The 17970-nt window shown below is 37.7% G+C and carries 22 protein-coding genes; 13 read left to right on the top strand and 9 right to left on the bottom strand.

The annotated features are described in order from the left end of the window. Positions 1-1095, bottom strand: coding sequence for an AI-2E family transporter (locus MHH51_RS20545; protein ID WP_147212313.1), 1095 nt, complete (start codon positions 1093-1095; stop codon positions 1-3). A 450-nt stretch (positions 1096-1545) separates the two neighbouring features. Here MHH51_RS20545 and MHH51_RS20540 point away from each other — a divergent pair, with 450 nt between their 5' ends. From MHH51_RS20540 to MHH51_RS20530, 3 genes are all read left to right on the top strand, one after another. Next, a complete protein-coding gene (locus tag MHH51_RS20540; RefSeq protein ID WP_339283341.1) occupies positions 1546-2358 on the top strand; it encodes a TerC family protein in 813 nt (270 codons plus the stop codon). Positions 2359-2600: 242 nt separating this feature from the next. Continuing rightward, a complete protein-coding gene (locus MHH51_RS20535; RefSeq protein ID WP_147212311.1) occupies positions 2601-3050 on the top strand; it encodes an OsmC family protein in 450 nt (149 codons plus the stop codon). Between the two features lie 249 nt (positions 3051-3299). Beyond that, a complete protein-coding gene (locus MHH51_RS20530) occupies positions 3300-4310 on the top strand; it encodes an acyltransferase family protein (RefSeq protein ID WP_147212310.1) in 1011 nt (336 codons plus the stop codon). A gap of 65 nt (positions 4311-4375) precedes the next feature. Here the strand turns inward: MHH51_RS20530 and MHH51_RS20525 are convergent, their stop codons facing one another. Then, positions 4376-5719, bottom strand: a complete 1344-nt coding sequence (locus MHH51_RS20525; protein ID WP_339283338.1) for a YjiH family protein — start codon at positions 5717-5719, stop codon at positions 4376-4378. A 332-nt stretch (positions 5720-6051) separates the two neighbouring features. Between MHH51_RS20525 and MHH51_RS20520 the strand changes: the two genes are divergently transcribed. The 6 genes from MHH51_RS20520 (at position 6052) to MHH51_RS20495 (ending at position 8856) form a co-directional block, all read left to right on the top strand. Further along, positions 6052-6396 carry a hypothetical protein gene (locus MHH51_RS20520; protein WP_147212308.1) on the top strand — a complete coding sequence of 115 codons (345 nt, stop codon included), beginning with the start codon at positions 6052-6054 and terminating at the stop codon, positions 6394-6396. Between the two features lie 91 nt (positions 6397-6487). Then, entirely contained in the window at positions 6488-6820 is a 333-nt protein-coding gene (locus tag MHH51_RS20515) for a CHY zinc finger protein (RefSeq protein WP_147212307.1), read from the top strand. Between the two features lie 138 nt (positions 6821-6958). Then, entirely contained in the window at positions 6959-7552 is a 594-nt protein-coding gene (locus MHH51_RS20510; protein ID WP_147212306.1) for a lysophospholipid acyltransferase family protein, read from the top strand. 260 nt (positions 7553-7812) lie between these two features. Then, positions 7813-7968, top strand: coding sequence for a hypothetical protein (locus tag MHH51_RS20505; protein WP_339283334.1), 156 nt, complete (start codon positions 7813-7815; stop codon positions 7966-7968). A 121-nt stretch (positions 7969-8089) separates the two neighbouring features. Then, positions 8090-8407, top strand: a complete 318-nt coding sequence (locus MHH51_RS20500; protein ID WP_339283333.1) for a YwdI family protein — start codon at positions 8090-8092, stop codon at positions 8405-8407. Between the two features lie 77 nt (positions 8408-8484). Then, positions 8485-8856, top strand: coding sequence for a DUF423 domain-containing protein (locus MHH51_RS20495; protein ID WP_339283331.1), 372 nt, complete (start codon positions 8485-8487; stop codon positions 8854-8856). Positions 8857-9084: 228 nt separating this feature from the next. Here the strand turns inward: MHH51_RS20495 and MHH51_RS20490 are convergent, their stop codons facing one another. From MHH51_RS20490 to hemQ, 4 genes are all read right to left on the bottom strand, one after another. Next, positions 9085-9333: a hypothetical protein gene (locus tag MHH51_RS20490; RefSeq protein ID WP_339283329.1), complete on the bottom strand. Its 249-nt coding sequence runs from the start codon at positions 9331-9333 to the stop codon at positions 9085-9087. Between the two features lie 89 nt (positions 9334-9422). Further along, positions 9423-9869, bottom strand: coding sequence for a spore coat protein GerQ (gene gerQ / locus MHH51_RS20485; RefSeq protein WP_147212302.1), 447 nt, complete (start codon positions 9867-9869; stop codon positions 9423-9425). Positions 9870-9922: 53 nt separating this feature from the next. Continuing rightward, the gene (locus MHH51_RS20480) at positions 9923-10348 is read right to left on the bottom strand and encodes a cell wall hydrolase (protein WP_147212301.1); all 426 of its coding nucleotides are present in this window, start codon (positions 10346-10348) and stop codon (positions 9923-9925) included. A gap of 127 nt (positions 10349-10475) precedes the next feature. Then, complete coding sequence (gene hemQ, locus MHH51_RS20475) at positions 10476-11228, bottom strand: hydrogen peroxide-dependent heme synthase (RefSeq protein ID WP_147212300.1); 753 nt, start codon at positions 11226-11228, stop codon at positions 10476-10478. A gap of 542 nt (positions 11229-11770) precedes the next feature. On the opposite strand from hemQ, the gene pta reads away from it, so the two are divergent. Further along, the gene (gene pta / locus MHH51_RS20470) at positions 11771-12745 is read left to right on the top strand and encodes a phosphate acetyltransferase (RefSeq protein ID WP_339283325.1); all 975 of its coding nucleotides are present in this window, start codon (positions 11771-11773) and stop codon (positions 12743-12745) included. Positions 12746-12811: 66 nt separating this feature from the next. On the opposite strand, the gene MHH51_RS20465 is transcribed toward pta, so the two are convergent. Continuing rightward, positions 12812-13651 carry a lipoate--protein ligase family protein gene (locus MHH51_RS20465; RefSeq protein WP_147212298.1) on the bottom strand — a complete coding sequence of 280 codons (840 nt, stop codon included), beginning with the start codon at positions 13649-13651 and terminating at the stop codon, positions 12812-12814. A gap of 172 nt (positions 13652-13823) precedes the next feature. Between MHH51_RS20465 and MHH51_RS20460 the strand changes: the two genes are divergently transcribed. The 3 genes from MHH51_RS20460 (at position 13824) to MHH51_RS20450 (ending at position 16216) form a co-directional block, all read left to right on the top strand. Continuing rightward, the gene (locus MHH51_RS20460) at positions 13824-15125 is read left to right on the top strand and encodes an HD domain-containing protein (protein WP_339283323.1); all 1302 of its coding nucleotides are present in this window, start codon (positions 13824-13826) and stop codon (positions 15123-15125) included. A 6-nt stretch (positions 15126-15131) separates the two neighbouring features. Then, the gene (locus MHH51_RS20455) at positions 15132-15638 is read left to right on the top strand and encodes a YwgA family protein (RefSeq protein WP_339283322.1); all 507 of its coding nucleotides are present in this window, start codon (positions 15132-15134) and stop codon (positions 15636-15638) included. A 62-nt stretch (positions 15639-15700) separates the two neighbouring features. Continuing rightward, a complete protein-coding gene (locus tag MHH51_RS20450) occupies positions 15701-16216 on the top strand; it encodes a YwhD family protein (RefSeq protein WP_246145257.1) in 516 nt (171 codons plus the stop codon). A gap of 219 nt (positions 16217-16435) precedes the next feature. On the opposite strand, the gene MHH51_RS20445 is transcribed toward MHH51_RS20450, so the two are convergent. Together MHH51_RS20445 and MHH51_RS20440 are read right to left on the bottom strand one after the other, a co-directional pair. After that, positions 16436-17113: an amino acid ABC transporter permease gene (locus MHH51_RS20445; protein WP_147212294.1), complete on the bottom strand. Its 678-nt coding sequence runs from the start codon at positions 17111-17113 to the stop codon at positions 16436-16438. 33 nt (positions 17114-17146) lie between these two features. Further along, positions 17147-17929 (bottom strand): amino acid ABC transporter ATP-binding protein, encoded by a 783-nt coding sequence (locus MHH51_RS20440; RefSeq protein ID WP_147212293.1) that lies wholly within the window; start codon positions 17927-17929, stop codon positions 17147-17149. Positions 17930-17970 lie beyond the last annotated feature (41 nt).

Below are 17970 nucleotides of genomic sequence, written 5' to 3'. Positions count from 1 at the left end.
CTAAATTAATGCATCGTCTTTATTCTTTCTGGAATTCACAAAGGTTTGATAAAAGTGAATGACAATGGTACGGATTACTGCATATACAGGAATAGCGAATAAAATTCCCAGGAATCCGGCAATACTTCCGGCTGCAAGAATGACTGTAATAACGGTCAACGGATGCAGATTAAGCACCTGTCCCATTACATTTGGCGAAATAAATGTACTTTCAATTTGCTGGGCAACAAACATAATAATAGCTATCCAGAATAAGTTAATCGGGTCTTGAAAGCCTCCGACCAATAAGGCAGGAGCAACTGCAATATAAGGTCCCAGGAACGGGATTACGTTCATCATCATACCGAATAATGCGAGTACAACAGCATACTCTAAACCGATAATCAAGTAACCAATCAGCAATAAGACACCTACTGCAAAACTGACTAAAAGCTGTCCCTGGATAAAGGCAGACAACACATTATCAATTTTTTTTAATAAATCATGCAGGTTCTCTGCTTTTTTCTTGCTGAAAAATTGCAGAATGAAAGGAACAAGCTTTTCTCCATCCTTTAACATAAAGAAGAGGAAGAATGGAACAAGGACAATTCCGGCAATTATGCTAACCAGCTGACCGATAAAGCTTCCCAGAAATCCAAAAACATTATTCAATACACTCTCAATATGTCCAGGAATATCATTGGCGAAATTATTAATGGCATCAATTACCTGATCAGGAACTAAAGCAATATTATCCTGCCAATAATTAATCCATCCTTCCACCATCTGAACCATTCCGGGAATACTGTCCATTAAACGGTCAAACTGATCACGGGCGATCGGCCAGATAAATACGATAAACAGCGTAATTGCCCCGATGATAACCAGGAATACAATAATAATGGATAATATTCGCGGTACTTTATATTTGACGAGCAGATTCATCAGCGGTCTGGTTAAATAATAAAGAATACCTGCACCGATAATTGGAAGAGCTACAGCGCCAACTAACTGCAAAACAGGTGTAAAGATAAAATGAGTTATGGAGATTAGAAAAATTAATGTAAATAAACAGATGAAAAAGATAAAAAATTGAAACCAGCGTTTCTGCGTCATTGAATCACACTACTTTCTTTCTATGTTATGCTATACTTTATTTTACATTAACCGAATTAAGAAAGCCATAAACATCTGCAGGAGATTTCAGAAGACCTCTAAAAGCCGGTTGATGTAGCTTTTACATATATTTTCAAGTAATAAATATGAAGTGATTGTAAAAGATATTGACAAAGGTCATAAAAAAGGTTTTAATAAGGTATACTTAATAAATGGCGAAAAGGACATGCAAAAATTTGCAGAAGTCATCAAACGTCATCATAAAATTATTAGTGAACATTTATTCCTAAAGGGGAGTAGCTGTACACGTAAAGTCGTCATTACGGGATAATTATCCCCGGCTTTATGTGGCAACCAGAAAAGTTGTTAGCGAGACCTTTACCGATTGCAGGTAAAGGTCTATTTTTATGACCTTTTCTGCAAAATACATGTAGAAAAGGAGAATACATCATGGGAACAGAATTACTGCTCGAGTATTTATGGGTATTGCTGGTGCTAGTTGCGTTAGAAGGCTTATTAGCAGCAGATAATGCACTTGTATTAGCAATCATGGTAAGACATCTGCCGGAAGAACAGAGGAAGAAAGCATTATTTTATGGACTAGCAGGAGCATTTATAATGCGTTTTGCATCCTTATTTGTTATTTCATTCCTGGTCGATTTCTGGCTCGTACAGGCATTAGGAGCCGCGTATCTTTTATTTATATCAGGAAAGAACTTATATGACAGGTTTAAGAAGAAGGAACCGGACAAATCGGAGACGCCGGAGAAGGATAAAGCTGATGCTGTAGATCCAGAGACCGGGCAGGTATCTAAAAAGGAATTCTGGATGACTGTTTTGAAAGTGGAATTCGCAGATTTAGCCTTTGCTGTAGATTCCATTTTAGCAGCTGTTGCCTTAGCAGTAGCTTTGCCGCCAACAGGTTTTGGCCATATCGGGAGTTTAGATACAGGTCAGTTTGCTGTGGTATTTGCCGGTGGTATGATTGGTTTAATTATTATGCGGTTCGCTGCCAATATATTTGTAGGACTCCTGCATAAACGCCCGACATTAGAAATAGCCGCATTTCTTATTGTAGGCTGGGTCGGAGTGAAATTATCTGTTATCGTATTAGCAAATCCGGATTTAGCAGTCCTTCCAGAGCACTTCCCGCATTCAACAATATGGAAGGCTTCCTTCTATATCGTTCTTGTAGGAATTGCAGTTGCCGGGTGGTTTGCATCTAGTCCGAAATTGAAGAGAAATAAAGAACAATCAAGTTAAGATTAACTCCTGACGTATTAATCAGGAATGTAATGATTGCTTTCCGAAACAAATTAGGGCATTCCTTCTGTAAACAGTTTTGGGAATTACAAATGCTTATGTTGTTTGTTTAAAGAGCCGTGCTGACCTGTAAAATGGTCAGTGCGGTTTTTCATTTGAAACTTGAAACTTGTATTTTTTGTAAAAAAAATTGCTATACGCCATAATAATGAGAAAGAGGAATAAAGTGAGGAGAGATTATAATGACATTGCACCATTTTCATTTGAAAGCAGAATGGCCCGGTGGACGCAACAGTGAGGGTTATATAAGCGCAGGGAATCTTCAAACCAAAATATCCATCCCTCCAGAAATGGACGGACCTGGAATTGGTACAAATCCAGATGAAATGCTGCTTGGAGCGGCTGCAACATGCTATATCATTTCTCTGGGAGCCATGTTTGAACGGGCAGAGCTTCCAATTGCCGGGATGAGTATGACTTCAGAAGGAATTGTAGATGTAACAGATGGTATTTTCACATACGAAAAAATCATCCACCGGCCTCATGTGACATTGAAACAGGGGACACCAGATAAACAAATCCGCTTAACTGAAAAACTTGTTGAGAAAGCGGAAAAGACATGTATGATTTCGAAAGCTATTAGAGGGAATGTTGAATTAGGGTTGGAACCAGTTGTTCGAATAGGAGAATAATGTTGAACGACAGTCATAAGAACAAGGAAATCCAAAGATCGAATTGGTTTCACATGGCTTTATTGATGCCAAAAGTATTGCCTCGATATAGATATTTAACAAGTCGATTAAATTGTATTACATTTTTTCGAGTCCCTAACAAAACCATTACAAAACGATAAAATTTCTGTTTTTTAGGAGATTTTTTTAGTACAAGTGGGTAAAGTAGAATATGCAACTTTAAATGTGTACGAAATAGAGGGATGAGTTATGGAGCGAAATGCATTTTTTGATAATGCGAAAGTGATTTTAATTTTCCTTGTTGTTTTTGGTCATATGATTCAACCCTTTGTTGGGGATTCGAAGTCGACGGAAGCAATTTATATATGGATATACACTTTCCATATGCCGGCATTTATTTTATTGGCCGGGTTCTTTGCGAAAGGGTCAGGAAACAAAAAATATATATGGAATTTAATGAAGAAGTTAATTATTCCATATTTAATCTTTCAGACGTTATATACAATTTATTATTTCTTAATAGGAAAAGCAGATTGGCAGACAGGGGTTTTCTACCCTCAATGGTCGCTGTGGTTTCTGTTCAGTTTGTTCAGCTGGCATATCCTGCTTGTGCTGTTCAAAAAAATTCCGGCAGGGTGGAGTATTGCTCTATCTATATTCATAGGAGTTATTGTCGGCTATTTTGGAGAAATTGGCCATTCATTCAGCTTATCAAGAACATTTGTGTTTTTCCCATTCTTTTTAATTGGCTACTGGCTGACAGTAGATCAGATGATGATGGTGAAAAAACGGCAAGTGAAGGTAGCATCTGTTGCCGTAATGGCAGTCCTGTTTGTAATAGTCTATACACTTCCGGCAATAGACACCGGCTGGCTGCTTGCATCACAATCTTACAGTAATTTAGGTGCAGACAGTTATGGCGGTATACTCCGATTATTTGTTTATGCGATTGCAGCAGTGATGACAATCAGTATATTGGCTTGGGTTCCTAAAAGAAACCTGGGCTGGGTAACAAAACTCGGTACAAGAACGTTATATGTCTATTTACTTCATGGTTTCATTGTCCAGTTCTTACGTCAATTTGATTTATTAACTGTAAATCACTGGTTTGATGTTGTCGGGATTGCAGGTTTATCTGCATTGATTGTGATTGTACTGTCCAGTAAACCTATTCTAACGGTATCACAGCCGTTAATTGAAGGACGTTTAGCAAAAGTCCAATCGTTATTTAAACGCCAGCATAAAGAGACATCTTCGTAAAATATATATATGGTAATAAAAACAGCGGAGTTCCCCTGAGAGGAGCTCCGCTGTTTTTATTTTATTTAAAATAATATATGAGCAATGACAGTGATAATCGGCAGCGTAATCGCTGTACGAATCAAAAAGATAATAGCAAGGTGACGGAAGGATACCGGGATTTTAGTTCCCAGGATAAGTCCTCCGACTTCTGACATGAAAATCAGCTGTGTAACAGATAAAGCAGCAATAATAAACCGTGTAATTTCCGCTTCTACACCAGTAATTAAAATTGCCGGCAGGAACATATCTGCAAAACCGATTAGCAGTGTTTCAGATGCTTCGTGGGCAAATGGAATCTGCATCAGCTCTAAAATAGGAACAAACGGCATTCCGAGCCATTGGAATAAAGGGGTGTATTCTGCAATCATTACTGCGATTGTTCCAAAAGCCATTACAACAGGTGTAACACCGAACCACATATCTAAAATATTTTTTCCGCCATCTACAAAAAAAGTACGGAGGCTCGTTTCTTTCTCTGCTCGTTTTAAAGCATTTTTGAAGCCAAAAGTAACTGCAGTCTCAGATTCAGGGATTTCTTCATCATCGGTTCTTTCTTTTCCATCGATATAGGTATTTGCCATTCTAGAAAGTGGTGGAATTCGCGGCATAATGAAAGCAGCAATTCCCCCTGCGATAAGGATAGTCAGGTAAAAAGGTAAAAACATGTGCTCCAGACCAACCTGCTGTAGAATGACTAATGTGAATGTAATAGAAACAACAGAGAAGGTTGTACTAATGATAGCAGCTTCCCGTTTTGTATAATAGCCTTCTTCATATTGCTTATTTGTCAGCAATACACCAATTGTAGCATCTCCAACCCAGGAAGCTAAGCTGTCAACAGAAGCTCTGCCCGGCAATCGAAATAGAGGCCGCATGACATTTCTCATGATTCCCCCGAAAAACTCCAGCAAGCCAAAGTTGGTTAAAAAAGGTAAAAAGAGACCTGCAAACAGAAAGGTGACAAATAATGTATGCAATAAACTGTCTAAAAGCATACCGCCTGTATCTTCGTTATAAACAAATTCCGGTCCAATTTGGAAATAAACCATCACTGCAAATACAGCAGCCAGAAAACGCGTAATTGTCCAAAACCAGGTTGTATAGAATAACTGTTGTAGAAAAGGGAACCTTTTAAAAGATGATTTACCGCCAAGTCTTGCCGAGATGGTGAAGATGGCAGTCAATATAATAACAATCATCATAATAAGTGATAAATAATTTTCGATAGCTCCCTCCAGCATGCCTGCTAAATAGGCAATGGGAATTGTGAAGCCTTCTTCTGTTGGTAAGGGATATAAGAAAAGGAACAACCCTAATAAAGACGGGATAATAAATTTGATAATATTGCTAAAGGAATAGGACGTCATTTATTTTCCTCCTAAATAATACTAAAAAATGCGACTGTATGATTATACAATTAAACGTAAATTTATTCAATGGTAGATGATCAGATAATGATTATTTATAGTATGAAACGGGAACATAAAATATAGCAGCTAAAATTAGCGCCAAAATTATTTACGTGACAGCAGAATTTTTTATATAATAATATTGTAAGAAACTTTATTTTATTCTTTGTACCCAAAAAATGTATAGAATAATCCTGTTTCACGTATTGTAAGGATGACGGGTTCAAAGGACGCGGTTCATCCAATTTTAAACGAACCATCATACAGACATACTATAGGAGGTATAAATGATGAGTGAATATTTACGTAAAGGATTTTTACTGGGGCTGGGTGCTGCAGTAAGCGGAAAAGAGAAATTTGAACAAAAAGTAAAAGAATTAGTGGAAAAAAATGAGTTAACACAGGAGCAGGCAAAAACTGTTTTAGATAATTTTATTGAAAAAGGCAGCAGCAAAAAAGATGAGTGGGACGAAAAAAGCAAAGAGAAGAAGAAAACCCTGGCAAGAGAGTCCGGGCTTGCAACAACTGATGAAATTGATGAACTGCGTGCCAGAGTTAATGTATTAGAAGAAAAATTAGGTGTTTCCTTGGCGGAAGAAGCTAAAGAGGAAGCAGTAGAAGAAAAGCAGGATTAATGTTTAAGGGCAAGATGCTTTCAGGTCTGATGAAAGTATATTGCCCTCTTTTTTTGCAGAAAGCATTTATTTGTAAAGCAAGGGGGATAAAATGGTGACAGTCTATGGACGAACTATTGATAACCAGACAAGATGTAAGCATTATTATAGTCAAAAGGATATTATTGCAATTAAATTTAAATGCTGTCATAAGTATTATCCATGTTATCAGTGTCACGAGGAATGTGAAGATCACAAAGCCTCTGTCTGGGAAAAAGAAGAATTTGATGAATTAGCAATTCTATGCGGCGTTTGTAAAAAAGAACATACGATTAATCAGTATTTAAATACGAATCAGTGTCTGTATTGTGAATCTCCATTTAATGAAGGCTGTCAAAAACATTATCATTTATATTTTGATTATGAAGTAAGCTGCAAAAGGTAATGGTGTATAAATGAAATGATTCAAACCTGCTCATGACCCAACCAATTTCATAGAAACATCTTGTAATTTATCGTTATTTCTATTAGTATCTTATGTAAGCACCAGGTACTAAATATAAGAAAAAGGAAGAGAAAAAGCATGTATTATTTTGCCGCATATGCCTTAAAGGTAATATTAAGTTTATTTGGACGTGTAAAAGTATTTCAAAAAGAAAAACTGCCGGAATCCGGCGGATATATTATCGCATGTACACATTCAGGCTGGGTAGATATCTTATGGTTAGGTGTCAGCCTCTTACCCACAAAAATTCATTATATGGCGAAGAAGGAATTATTCCAATCCGGTCCTTTGAAATGGCTTATGAAAAAACTGAATGCATTTCCTGTAGACAGGGAAAATCCAGGTCCAAGCACGATCAAAGTGCCCCGCAAGCTTTTAAAAGAAGAAAAAGTCATCGGTATTTTCCCGAGCGGTACAAGGACAACAAATCAGGTTCCATTAAAAAGAGGCGCTGTTACCATTGCTGCATATAGTAACGTGCCAATTATTCCGGCGGCTTATACAGGTCCGAATAATTTTAAAGAACTTATCAAGTTTAAAAAACCAAAAATAATTTTTGGTGATCCAATCTACTTGTCTAAAGATGTTCCACGTAGAGAAGCAATGGACGAGATGATGGAAATAATGAATGAGAAGCTCTACACATTACAATCAAAAATAGAAGGAAAATAAAAAAAGTCATATTAAAAAGATACTCTCCTCCTTATGGAAAAGAAAAGGAGCATTAATACACATTATATACCAAAAATATTTGCGCTATCAGGACTAATATAATGTATGACTTGAACTTACTAAAACTTAATTCCTGTTCTTGAGGTGGAATTTTTCTTTATTATGAAATTACTTGTAATATTCTCCTATTGAAGATAAAAATAGACAATGCTATAATATTTTTATATTTTACTGCATCAGTATAGGGGGAGTTTTCAAGTATGAAAAACTTTTTTCATCTATATCGGCAAACTTCAACACAATTAGGAAGAGAACTTAAAGACACAGAGGTTACATTTTTGAAATGGATGTATGAGCGCTATACGGTGGAGGAAATAACAAGGCAGAAGCTAAGTGAAAAACGTATATTACGATAAAGAGCAGAAAGACGGGAAACGTCTCAAGCTCTTTTTTATTTGCAGACATGAAAGCTTTTTCTGAACGATTTCTGTGCTATAATTCATAATGGAAGGCAGTGACGGTAAAAGGAGGGGTTATATGGCTGTGAGCAATGAAATAATAATTAATAAAATGATGCATGAATTAGAAGAAGCCAACAGAAAAGCCCATCAACAGGACCAAGTAAAAAAACATATGGAGAATATCCATTTATTAAGTGAGCTGTTTCTCTCAGGAAAGCAAGATCAAAATACTGCGAATAAGGTACAGGTAAATATAGAAGATACAGAGGAGCATATTTCGGAAGCAGAAATGAAAGCAATGCTTGGTAAACAATCCAGTGTCAAAGTAGTCAATTCTGAGCAGAAAAAACTAAATGACGAAGATGCGAATGGAGACTCAATTTTTGATTTTTAAGGACATATAGAATTAGAGAGATTTTAATTCTATTGAGAATGTATTTTTATTAATGGTAAGGATTGGAGTTGGAAAAGATGAAACTATTTTTAATAATTGGAACTGTCCTTGGCTTTTTAGCGGTTGCACTGGGAGCATTTGGTGCACACGGGCTGGAAGGAAGATTATCTGAAAAAGCTTTAACAAATTGGGGCAAAGCAGTAGATTATCAAATGTTCCACACAATGGCTATTGTTGCTGTGGCAATTCTCTTAGGGAAATTTGAAGGAAATAATCTTTTTGCATCAAGTGGCTGGCTTTTCTTAGCTGGTATTGTCTTATTTTCAGGGAGCTTATATCTTTATTCTTTAACAGGTGTCAAAACACTTGCGATGATTACACCAATTGGAGGCTTATCCTTTTTAGTAGGATGGGTGTTATTAGGGATTGGTGCTGTGAAATGGTTGTAGCAGAAAAAATAAATATATAACATGAGGAAGTTCTGTTTTTATCTTTGTTAATAGATGAGAATAGAGCTTTTTTATTCTTCCTGCGTTGAAGAAAAATAAGTATGGATATGACTTATATTGCTGGTAAACAAGATAGAGGAATCTTTGGAATTCCTATAATGATTAGTATAAGAATAAGAAGTTAATGTATTTCTGAGACCTCTGAAAAAAATAAGCAACTGAAAACACTTAATAAAAATATAAAGAAGTGATAAATAAAAACAGCAGCACTGCCCGAATAATCTGTTTGACAGCATCAGAGCTCCTGTGCGTATGCATCAAAATCAAAGCATCCGCAAGCATGCTAAGCACAAAAAGATAACAGGCAAAGAATAAAAAGAGCATCCAACCTGTTATCCAGGCTAGTATGCCAATGAATAGACCGCCCATGATAGCAATAGCTTCAATTCGTATGAACTTTTCCAGAGGATGTCGCATTTTTATCTCCTCACAATACAGTTATCAGTTTAAGAAAATAAAGCGTAGACGTCGTTTGTGTCTACGCTTTATTTATTGTTTCAAATACTTTACCTGGGGTTGTAGTTGGATAACTGATCCTGATTACCAGGATTCCCATATGGATAGGAATAATTGATTTGTTCGTCAAATAGTACATAATCTAAATACACCATTAATAGTAAGAAACGCCGTTCAGAGTCTTCCTCACGAATCAAAATATGATCCCGTCCAGCCTCTTCAATATAGCCGCGGAATGAGGTCGGCTGCTGACCTTCAAATGTCAGATAAAAAGTGCCTAATTTCCCACGGTTTAAGCGTAAGATATTCTCAATAAAGGATTGTTGATTTGTTAATTGTCCGCCTCCACTTCCACTTCCGCTTGGCGGCTGTGCATATTGCCTGAATGAATAGGATGGATAAAAGTTCCCGGTTGCTTGTGGATAATAATAGTATGGATTGGGATAGTATGCCTGATTATTATTCACTGGCTGATTTGGATTTGCTTGATCACTCATGATTTCACTCTCCCCCGTTATAAAAAATTGAGCTATACTTTAAATGAAATTTTCTACCGGTACACAGCAGGACATTCACTTTCAGCTGGAGCATAAAAGCAGTGCGATAGGAATCGGCCGGTATTCCATTGGCCATACCATTGAGCAGGACATGCCCCTTCAGGCATAAAGAACCAAAGTGAATTGGAAGCTGGATGCTGCATCTCACCTTGGATGACTCTTCTTGCAAGGCGTTTCTCTGATTCTCTGGCCCTTTGATAAAAATAGCCCTTTTGCGTTGCCTCAAACCCGCCTGGACTTTGAAAAACCATATTCGTTATCGTTCGAATATCCGTAAAGTCTAAACAATCGGCAAGTACACGATTGATACCTGTATTACCGACCATCAGCATGCCGAGGTCACCATCTCCCTCTGCTTCTGCACGCATTAAGCGGGCGAGTAAATCAACCTCCGCTTCGTTATGAGCAACAACTGCCATAAACCAACCTCATTTCTGAAAAACTTCGGTGCAAGCTCATTAATGATATGTATGTAAGTAAGTGTTTTTTCATGATTATTTTCTGCACAAAAAAAGAGACCCTTTTGAGTCTCTTCTTAAATAAACATTAAGATAATGCAAGGTAACCGGCTAGTTCATCTGTTGCTAAGTAATTACCCATGATGAAATCACCGAACTCTGCATATTTTGTTGTAACTTCATCGAAGCGCATTTCATAAACAATTTTCTTGAATTGTAATGGGTCATGAGCAAATAACGTTACGCCCCATTCCCATTCGTCAAGTCCAATCGATCCAGTAATGATTTCTTTGACTTTACCAGCATATTTACGTCCTGTCATACCATGTTCGTAAAGTAATTTTGTACGTTCTTCTTTATCAATTGCAAACCAGTTTGCTTCAGGCTCACGACGTCTGGCCATTGGATAGAAGCAGGCATGCTCCCATTTTGGCATGATTGGTCTTAAGCGTTCTTTTACGTATGGAGAAAGTTCCCGGTCGTTACCAGCCTTCATTGGATCGTGCATCGTCATTTCAATTATGGATACATAAGAATAGGCAGGAATTAAGAAATCACCTAATACAGATTTATTGATTGCTGTTTTAATTTCTTCCAGCTCATCCATTGTTTCGCGTAAGAAAATAAACATAAGATCTGCTTTATTTCCGACAACTTTGAATATACTATGACTACCTTCTTTATTTTCTTCTACTGTTTCCCACTGTTTGATAAGCTCCTCAAACTCTTTTATTGCTTTATTTCGTTCGTCCTCAGAGATTGATTTCCAAGATGTCCAATCAAAATGACGAGTATCATGTAATGCGGACCAGCCGTCTACAGTTACTACTGCTTCTGCCATTGTATATACACTCCTTCACATTAGAGGATATTCAAAAAGTCTCCAAATGATAAGCGGCGAATCTCTGCGTTAACGTGACTTTTCCGACACTCACGTATTTAAAAACATACGCTGCGTTCGTAAAAGTCACGTTGCCTTGATCTTCTTGCTTCTAATTTGGCTACTTTTTGAACACGCACTCTTAGTTAAATACTGATTCAATATTAACTATAGCATAACCATAGGGTGCGAATCATATAAAAAAAGTACAAAATCATGTTATTTTTTGTATTGTCAAGGCTTTGTCAAAATTAAGAAGTATTGAAGACCGCTTTGCTGAAAAATTTGTACTTTCCTGATCTGCAAAATAGAGGAGAAATCACCAGTTGGAGATAAAAGGAAGTTGTAATCCTTTTCATTGATTTTTCAGGGTTCAAGGCTTTATTTGTGCGGTTAAATGGTATATCATTAAAGAGAATTTGAAGGTAAAATGAATCGGTTTTTCCAAGCAAAAAGTCCGTAACTATCATTTTAATATGTTAACAATCATAGGAGGTTTCAACATGGGTTTATTTGAACAATTAACAGAGAAAGTAAAAGGAAAAGGCAAACGTATCGTATTCCCTGAAGGATTAGATGAACGTGTATTAACGGCAGCAGGCCGTCTGGCTGAAGAGGGTGTGCTTACACCCGTTGTCATTGGCAATAAGCAAGAGGTGGAACAAAAGGCAGCAGATCTTAATGTAAAAGTATCTGGACTTGAGATTATTGATCCTGCAAACTATGAAGGCTTTCAGGAAATGGTTGATGCCTTTGTTGAAAGAAGAAAAGGGAAAGCAACGGAAGAAGATGCGAAGAAAATTCTTTTAGACGAAAACTATTTCGGTACAATGCTGATTTATTTGCATAAAGCAGATGGTCTTGTAAGTGGTGCGGCGCATTCCACTGCAGACACAGTGCGTCCGGCATTACAAATTATTAAAACAAAAGAAGGCGTGAAGAAAACTTCCGGCGTATTCATTATGGTAAGAGATGAAGAAAAATATGTATTTGCTGATTGCGCAATTAATATTGCTCCAGACAGCAATGACTTGGCAGAAATTGCTGTAGAAAGCGCAAAAACAGGTGCATTATTTGATGTGGATCCACGTGTTGCGATGCTTAGCTTTTCCACTGCCGGTTCTGCGAAATCACCAGAGACAGAAAAGGTTACAGATGCATTGACAATTGCAAAAGAAAAAGATCCTTCTCTCGTAATTGACGGTGAATTCCAATTTGATGCTGCATTTGTTCCAAGTGTTGCAGAGAAAAAAGCGCCTGACTCTGTGATTAAAGGGGACGCAAATGTATTTGTATTCCCAAGTCTGGAAGCTGGTAATATCGGCTATAAGATTGCTCAGCGTTTAGGCGGTTTTGAAGCGGTCGGTCCGATTCTTCAAGGTCTTAATAAACCGGTAAATGATTTATCCAGAGGCTGTAGCACAGAAGATGTGTACAACCTTGCACTTATTACTGCAGCGCAGGCAGCAGCTGAATAATTTATAAATAAAAAACAGCCCAACTGAATTCGGTTGGGCTGTTTTTTCATACTTCGTTAAATTCACTTATATATTTTCATTCCGTTTTATCATTTGCTGATAACGTTTATCAAAATTTTCCTGTTCCTTATCCTGTATCGGAATTATAACTATTTCGTCGGAGAATTCTTTTAATGTGTCCTTTACACGCCGCTTGACCTCTTCAACAGTCAATGAAACCCCCAATAAATCAGAGAGGGAAGCCATGACTTCAGGGTTTACCTCAGGATAGGTAAAGGCTGTATCTTCACCGCGTTTCGCAATATGATAAAATTTCCGTATTAACGAAGCACGTTTTTTGCTGTTTCCTTCAATATCTAAATAAATCTGAACGGAAATGCCGCTTTTCACCCGGCGCTGCGAAATCCCTGCAAACTTTTTTCCGTTAATACTTAAATCATAATCCCCAGGGCAGTAGGAACCGACAATTTCGTATGCTTCAATAGCTTCTGTTATATCTGCAAACATTGCTTGAACAAAACGGACCATCGCTTCATAACAATCGTATATGGATAAGTTATCTGCCCCGGGAATAATGAGAGAAATATTAAGTACGCCTCCATCCAGAGCAACAGCCAGCCCTCCTGAATTACGGACAATCCCCTGGTAATGCTTTTCTTTTAGAAACGCCATCCCATCATTGATATAAGGGAGGCGTGAATCTGGAATACCTAAAACAATCGTATCCGGGTGTATCCATAAACGAAGCACAGGAGGAGAAGCTTCCTCACTGACTGAAATTGCCAGTGCGTCATCAATGGCGAATGATGTCAGGGCTGTGTTAGGCTTTCCTGCAACCATATTCTCTGTGGTGTGGTCTACGTATCGAAATATTTTATGTCGAATAATTTCTTTCCAATTTTTCATAAGTTTATCCTAAACCTTTCGTCAGCTAATTAACTATATTATAATATAATAAAAGCATATGTGGAAAAGAAGTAAAAAGCACTTCATCAAAAATATGAAAACAAATACGCTGGACCTTTTCTGAAAAAGGTATGCGAAAAATTTTTCGGAAAATACGGATGGGGACAAATATATGGCATATAAAGATGAACAATTAATAGAAGAGAAGGTATTTAAAGATCCAGTCCACCGGTATATTCATGTCCGGGACCGGGCTGTCTGGGATTTGATTGCCACACCAGAATTTCAAAGGCTGCGCCGGATAAAACAGCTGGGAACCACCAATCTGACTTTTCATGGTGCAGAGCATAGCCGTTTTAACCATTCCCTGGGAGTCTATGAAATTGTAAGAAGGATTACCAATAATTTTGCAGATCGTGAAAGATGGAATAGAGAACAGCGGCTGCTATGCCTTTGTGCAGCGTTATTGCATGATTTAGGGCACGGACCATTCTCGCATTCATTTGAGAAAGTATTCAAGCTGGATCATGAGCAGTTTACACAAAAAATTATCCTGGGAGATACGAAGGTAAATCAGATATTGAAGAAAGTTTCTGCTGATTTTCCTGAGAAGGTAGCCGATGTTATTGCCAAGACGTATTCAGACAAGCTTGTGGTGAGTCTGATATCCAGTCAAATTGATGCGGATCGAATGGATTATCTGCAGCGCGATGCTTATTTTACCGGAGTGAGCTACGGCCATTTTGATATGGAGCGTATTTTGCGTGTTATGCGGCCGATGGATGATCAGGTAGTGATTAAATCAACAGGGATGCATGCGGTGGAAGATTATATTATGAGCCGTTATCAAATGTACTGGCAGGTTTATTTCCATCCTGTAACCAGAAGTGCAGAGGTTATCCTGTCAAAAATCTTTCAACGTGCAAAGGTGCTTTATGAAGATGATTCCTATCAATTTCAGCTGGAGCCGACACACTTTATTTCATTTTTTGAAGAAAAAGTGAAGCTGTCAGACTATTTAAAGCTGGATGATATGATTGTATATTACTATTTCCAGCAGTGGCAGGAAGAAAAAGATGATATTTTAGCTGATTTATGCTACCGGTTTATTAACCGTCATTTATTTAAGTATGTGGAATACAACCCAGATCCTCAGATTAATGCAGGAATGGAGCTTTATCAGCTGTTTAAAAAAGCGGGTATTAATCCAAAATATTATTTAGTGGTGGATTCATCTTCTGATTTACCGTATGATTTTTATCGTCCAGGTGAAGAAGAGGAACGTCTGCCGATACACCTTTTGATGCCGGATGGCGGTTTGAAGGAATTATCCCGTCATTCTGATATTGTCGAGGCGATTTCAGGTAAAAAAAGGACAGACCATAAGCTGTATTTTCCTAAGGATAGGATTCAAGCGATAGAAGATACTGATTTGAAGAAAAGAATTCTAGATATATTGTACGGGAAGGAATGACCATTTGTGTTAGACAATCATGCGAAACTGCTCTATTTTTTCTCTAAAGCCAAGCAAGTAACTGGAAGAAAGAAATTACAGAAAATGATTTATATCTTGCAGCAATGCCGGGTCCCCTTTGAAGAAAAATATCAATTCCATTTTTATGGACCTTATTCAGAAGAACTGACATTGCGGGTGGAGGAACTCTGTAATTTAAACTTTTTAAATGAAGAAAAGGAAGAAAAAAGTAATTACCATCAATATCACTATTCAATAACAGAGGATGGAGCTACTTTTTTAAATCAATTTAAAGTGAATATTCCTGAAATAGAAGACAGAATCAGTGTGCTGCAGGATTGCAGTGCCCGCTTTTTGGAGCTTGTCTCTACGGTGCTGTATTTTTCTTATTTACCGCGGGAGGAAATAATTGATAAAGTACATAAGGTAAAGCCAAAGCTGAAATATACAGATGAAGAAATGAATGAAGCCTTCCAATTTATTGATGAATTACAGGATAAGTCTTCTCACTAAAAAAGCCTGTTAGAACGTGGTAGAATGGGAAAAAGGTCAGAATGAAGCAGGAGGGAATAACATTGACAGACGGAAAGAAGAAAAAAAATACATTTACAATTATAAAAGACGATTCTACAGATGGTCATGGCGGTTATGGAGCTGGAACAGTCAGCCTTGAAAATATGTCATCGATTATTGTAGATCCGAATGAAGGTAAAGCATATGTTGATATGGATGCGATGCATGCAAGAAGTTCTGTAGAGCGCCGTGTGAAATGGATTAGAGACCGTGAAGAAGTACAAGGCGGGAAGCTTTATTGGATTGTCTGGGTCACAGTGGAAAAAGGAGAAAATGGTCCGTATTATGCTGGAGTTGCCGGCAGTGAAATCCGCGTTAATCGGGAAATCAAACGAGCTTATAAATCCATGGCAGAGCATGTGAAGCATATGGAGAAATCATTGAAAGGCCATATTATTGTTGAACATATGGACGAGCCTTCAAAAAAATTATTAGGAAACTTCCTGAAAGAATTCAAGCCTGAAATGTGGGAAAATTCGTCTTCAGAACTGAAAGATCAATTAGGAATGGAAAGCTGATCTTTGACAAAATTGTGAATGAATTATGAACAAATTTAGAAATTCTTGTACTTTTCTTAAATACTTTGTAAACTATGAGTACATGGGCTAACTCATGTTTACTAGGACAAAAAGCAGTCCGTATCGAATTTGTCGATACGGACTGCTTTTTTTGCCCTGGAATTTTAATTTTATCTTCTCCACGATAACTGCACCCCAGCTTTGACCAGACAACGATGTTTAAACTTCTCTGACATATGCTTTGCTGATTTTCTTTTCATACCAGGATTGCAGCCAGCTGTATAAAGCAGTTAATCCCCAATAAATCAGTGCAACTGCCATATAGGCTTCAAAGAAATGAAGCGTGGCTGTAGCCAATAATTTTCCTTGGGCAAGTAATTCAGTAACTCCGACTGTAAATGCTAAGGAGGTGTTCTTCAGCAATCCAAGAAAGGTGTTTCCAGTAGCTGGAATAGCATTTCGCGCAGCCTGTGGCAGAATAATTGATTTTAATGCCTGCGGATAGGTCATCCCGGTTGTCAGTGCTGCTTCAGCCTGCCCTTTGTCTACCGATTCCAATCCTGCACGGAAAATTTCTGCAAGGTATGCGGAAACATTTAAGCTAAACGCAAGAATAGCAGCGGTCATTGCAGTAATAGAATTGAATGAAGGCAGCAGCTGAGGCAGCCCGAAATAAATCATTAAGAGCTGTACCAGCGGCGGAGTCCCCCGGAAAAAAGAAATATAAATCAGCGCCAATTGATGTAAAACCGGAGTTCGGTTGACCAGGATTAAAGAAAGAAAAATAGCAATAATGACAGCTATAATCATGGAAGCAATCGCTATATACAGCGTAACTGGCACATAGGTTAAAAGCTCAGGAATAATTTCAAACATATATTTAAAATCGAAATTCATATTTGGACACCGCCATCTTTTCTAATTTAAGTGTTAGACAATAGCGAATTTCTCCATTTTATTGTCTGTCTTCCCTGTGATTTGTCTTTGATAATCCCGTAAGAATTTTTTCGTTCTGTCATTTGCAGGATAATCAAAAACTTCTTCTGGTGTACCCTGTTCAACAATGAAGCCATCATCCATAAAAATGACCCTGTCGGCAACCTCCCGTGCGAAATTCATTTCATGTGTGACAATAATCATTGTTTTTTCCTTGTCTGCGATTCTTGATATGACGCGGAGCACTTCTCCTACCCATTCCGGATCAAGAGAAGATGTAGGTTCATCGAATAAAATAGCATTTGGATTAACCGCCAGCGCACGGGCAATACCTACACGCTGCTGCTGCCCGCCCGACAGAGAAATGGGGTAGTGGTCTGCTTTATTTGATAATCCTACTTGTTCCAATAAATGGCGGCCGATTTCTTCTGCTTTTTTCTTATCTAATTTTTTAGTTACCCTCAAAGGATGGGCGACATTTTTTAAAGCAGTAATGTTTTTAAAAAGGTTATAGTGTTGAAAAACCATTGATGTTTGTAACCGTAATTGATGAATCTCTTTTTTAGTAGCTTTGGCGGTATCGACGAAAATTCCGCCAATTTCAATATGTCCTTCATTGGGTTTTTCTAGAAAATTAAGGCATCGCAGTAATGTTGATTTCCCAGAACCAGAGGGACCGATAATTGCTACAACCTCGCCTTCATCCACATGAAAGCTGATACCTTTTAAAACTTGATTGCTTTTATAGCTTTTCTGTAAGTTTGAAACCTTTATCATGAGTAATTCATCCTTTCTTTTATTAAGTGAACTATTCCTAG

This window comes from Oceanobacillus sp. FSL K6-3682, from assembly GCF_037976165.1.
In the GTDB taxonomy this organism is placed as follows: domain Bacteria; phylum Bacillota; class Bacilli; order Bacillales; family Amphibacillaceae; genus Oceanobacillus; species Oceanobacillus sojae.
The sequence above is the reverse complement of the archived record's forward strand: the minus strand, read 5'-3'. Positions and strand labels throughout refer to the sequence as shown.

What these genes read in the sequence shown, in the direction of transcription:
- MHH51_RS20520 (WP_147212308.1), top strand. Translation starts at nt 6,052, where the DNA reads ATGAGTGAATATTTACGTAAAGGATTTTTACTGGGGCTGGGTGCTGCA.
- MHH51_RS20535 (WP_147212311.1), top strand. Translation starts at nt 2,601, where the DNA reads ATGACATTGCACCATTTTCATTTGAAAGCAGAATGGCCCGGTGGACGC.
- MHH51_RS20500 (WP_339283333.1), top strand. Translation starts at nt 8,090, where the DNA reads ATGGCTGTGAGCAATGAAATAATAATTAATAAAATGATGCATGAATTA.
- MHH51_RS20460 (WP_339283323.1), top strand. Translation starts at nt 13,824, where the DNA reads ATGGCATATAAAGATGAACAATTAATAGAAGAGAAGGTATTTAAAGAT.
- MHH51_RS20545 (WP_147212313.1), bottom strand. Translation starts at nt 1,095, where the DNA reads ATGACGCAGAAACGCTGGTTTCAATTTTTTATCTTTTTCATCTGTTTA.
- MHH51_RS20540 (WP_339283341.1), top strand. Translation starts at nt 1,546, where the DNA reads ATGGGAACAGAATTACTGCTCGAGTATTTATGGGTATTGCTGGTGCTA.
- MHH51_RS20445 (WP_147212294.1), bottom strand. Translation starts at nt 17,113, where the DNA reads ATGAATTTCGATTTTAAATATATGTTTGAAATTATTCCTGAGCTTTTA.
- gerQ (WP_147212302.1), bottom strand. Translation starts at nt 9,869, where the DNA reads ATGAGTGATCAAGCAAATCCAAATCAGCCAGTGAATAATAATCAGGCA.
- MHH51_RS20440 (WP_147212293.1), bottom strand. Translation starts at nt 17,929, where the DNA reads ATGATAAAGGTTTCAAACTTACAGAAAAGCTATAAAAGCAATCAAGTT.
- MHH51_RS20490 (WP_339283329.1), bottom strand. Translation starts at nt 9,333, where the DNA reads ATGCGACATCCTCTGGAAAAGTTCATACGAATTGAAGCTATTGCTATC.
- MHH51_RS20480 (WP_147212301.1), bottom strand. Translation starts at nt 10,348, where the DNA reads ATGGCAGTTGTTGCTCATAACGAAGCGGAGGTTGATTTACTCGCCCGC.
- MHH51_RS20525 (WP_339283338.1), bottom strand. Translation starts at nt 5,719, where the DNA reads ATGACGTCCTATTCCTTTAGCAATATTATCAAATTTATTATCCCGTCT.
- MHH51_RS20510 (WP_147212306.1), top strand. Translation starts at nt 6,959, where the DNA reads ATGTATTATTTTGCCGCATATGCCTTAAAGGTAATATTAAGTTTATTT.
- MHH51_RS20530 (WP_147212310.1), top strand. Translation starts at nt 3,300, where the DNA reads ATGGAGCGAAATGCATTTTTTGATAATGCGAAAGTGATTTTAATTTTC.
- MHH51_RS20495 (WP_339283331.1), top strand. Translation starts at nt 8,485, where the DNA reads ATGAAACTATTTTTAATAATTGGAACTGTCCTTGGCTTTTTAGCGGTT.
- MHH51_RS20465 (WP_147212298.1), bottom strand. Translation starts at nt 13,651, where the DNA reads ATGAAAAATTGGAAAGAAATTATTCGACATAAAATATTTCGATACGTA.
- pta (WP_339283325.1), top strand. Translation starts at nt 11,771, where the DNA reads ATGGGTTTATTTGAACAATTAACAGAGAAAGTAAAAGGAAAAGGCAAA.
- hemQ (WP_147212300.1), bottom strand. Translation starts at nt 11,228, where the DNA reads ATGGCAGAAGCAGTAGTAACTGTAGACGGCTGGTCCGCATTACATGAT.
- MHH51_RS20505 (WP_339283334.1), top strand. Translation starts at nt 7,813, where the DNA reads ATGAAAAACTTTTTTCATCTATATCGGCAAACTTCAACACAATTAGGA.
- MHH51_RS20515 (WP_147212307.1), top strand. Translation starts at nt 6,488, where the DNA reads ATGGTGACAGTCTATGGACGAACTATTGATAACCAGACAAGATGTAAG.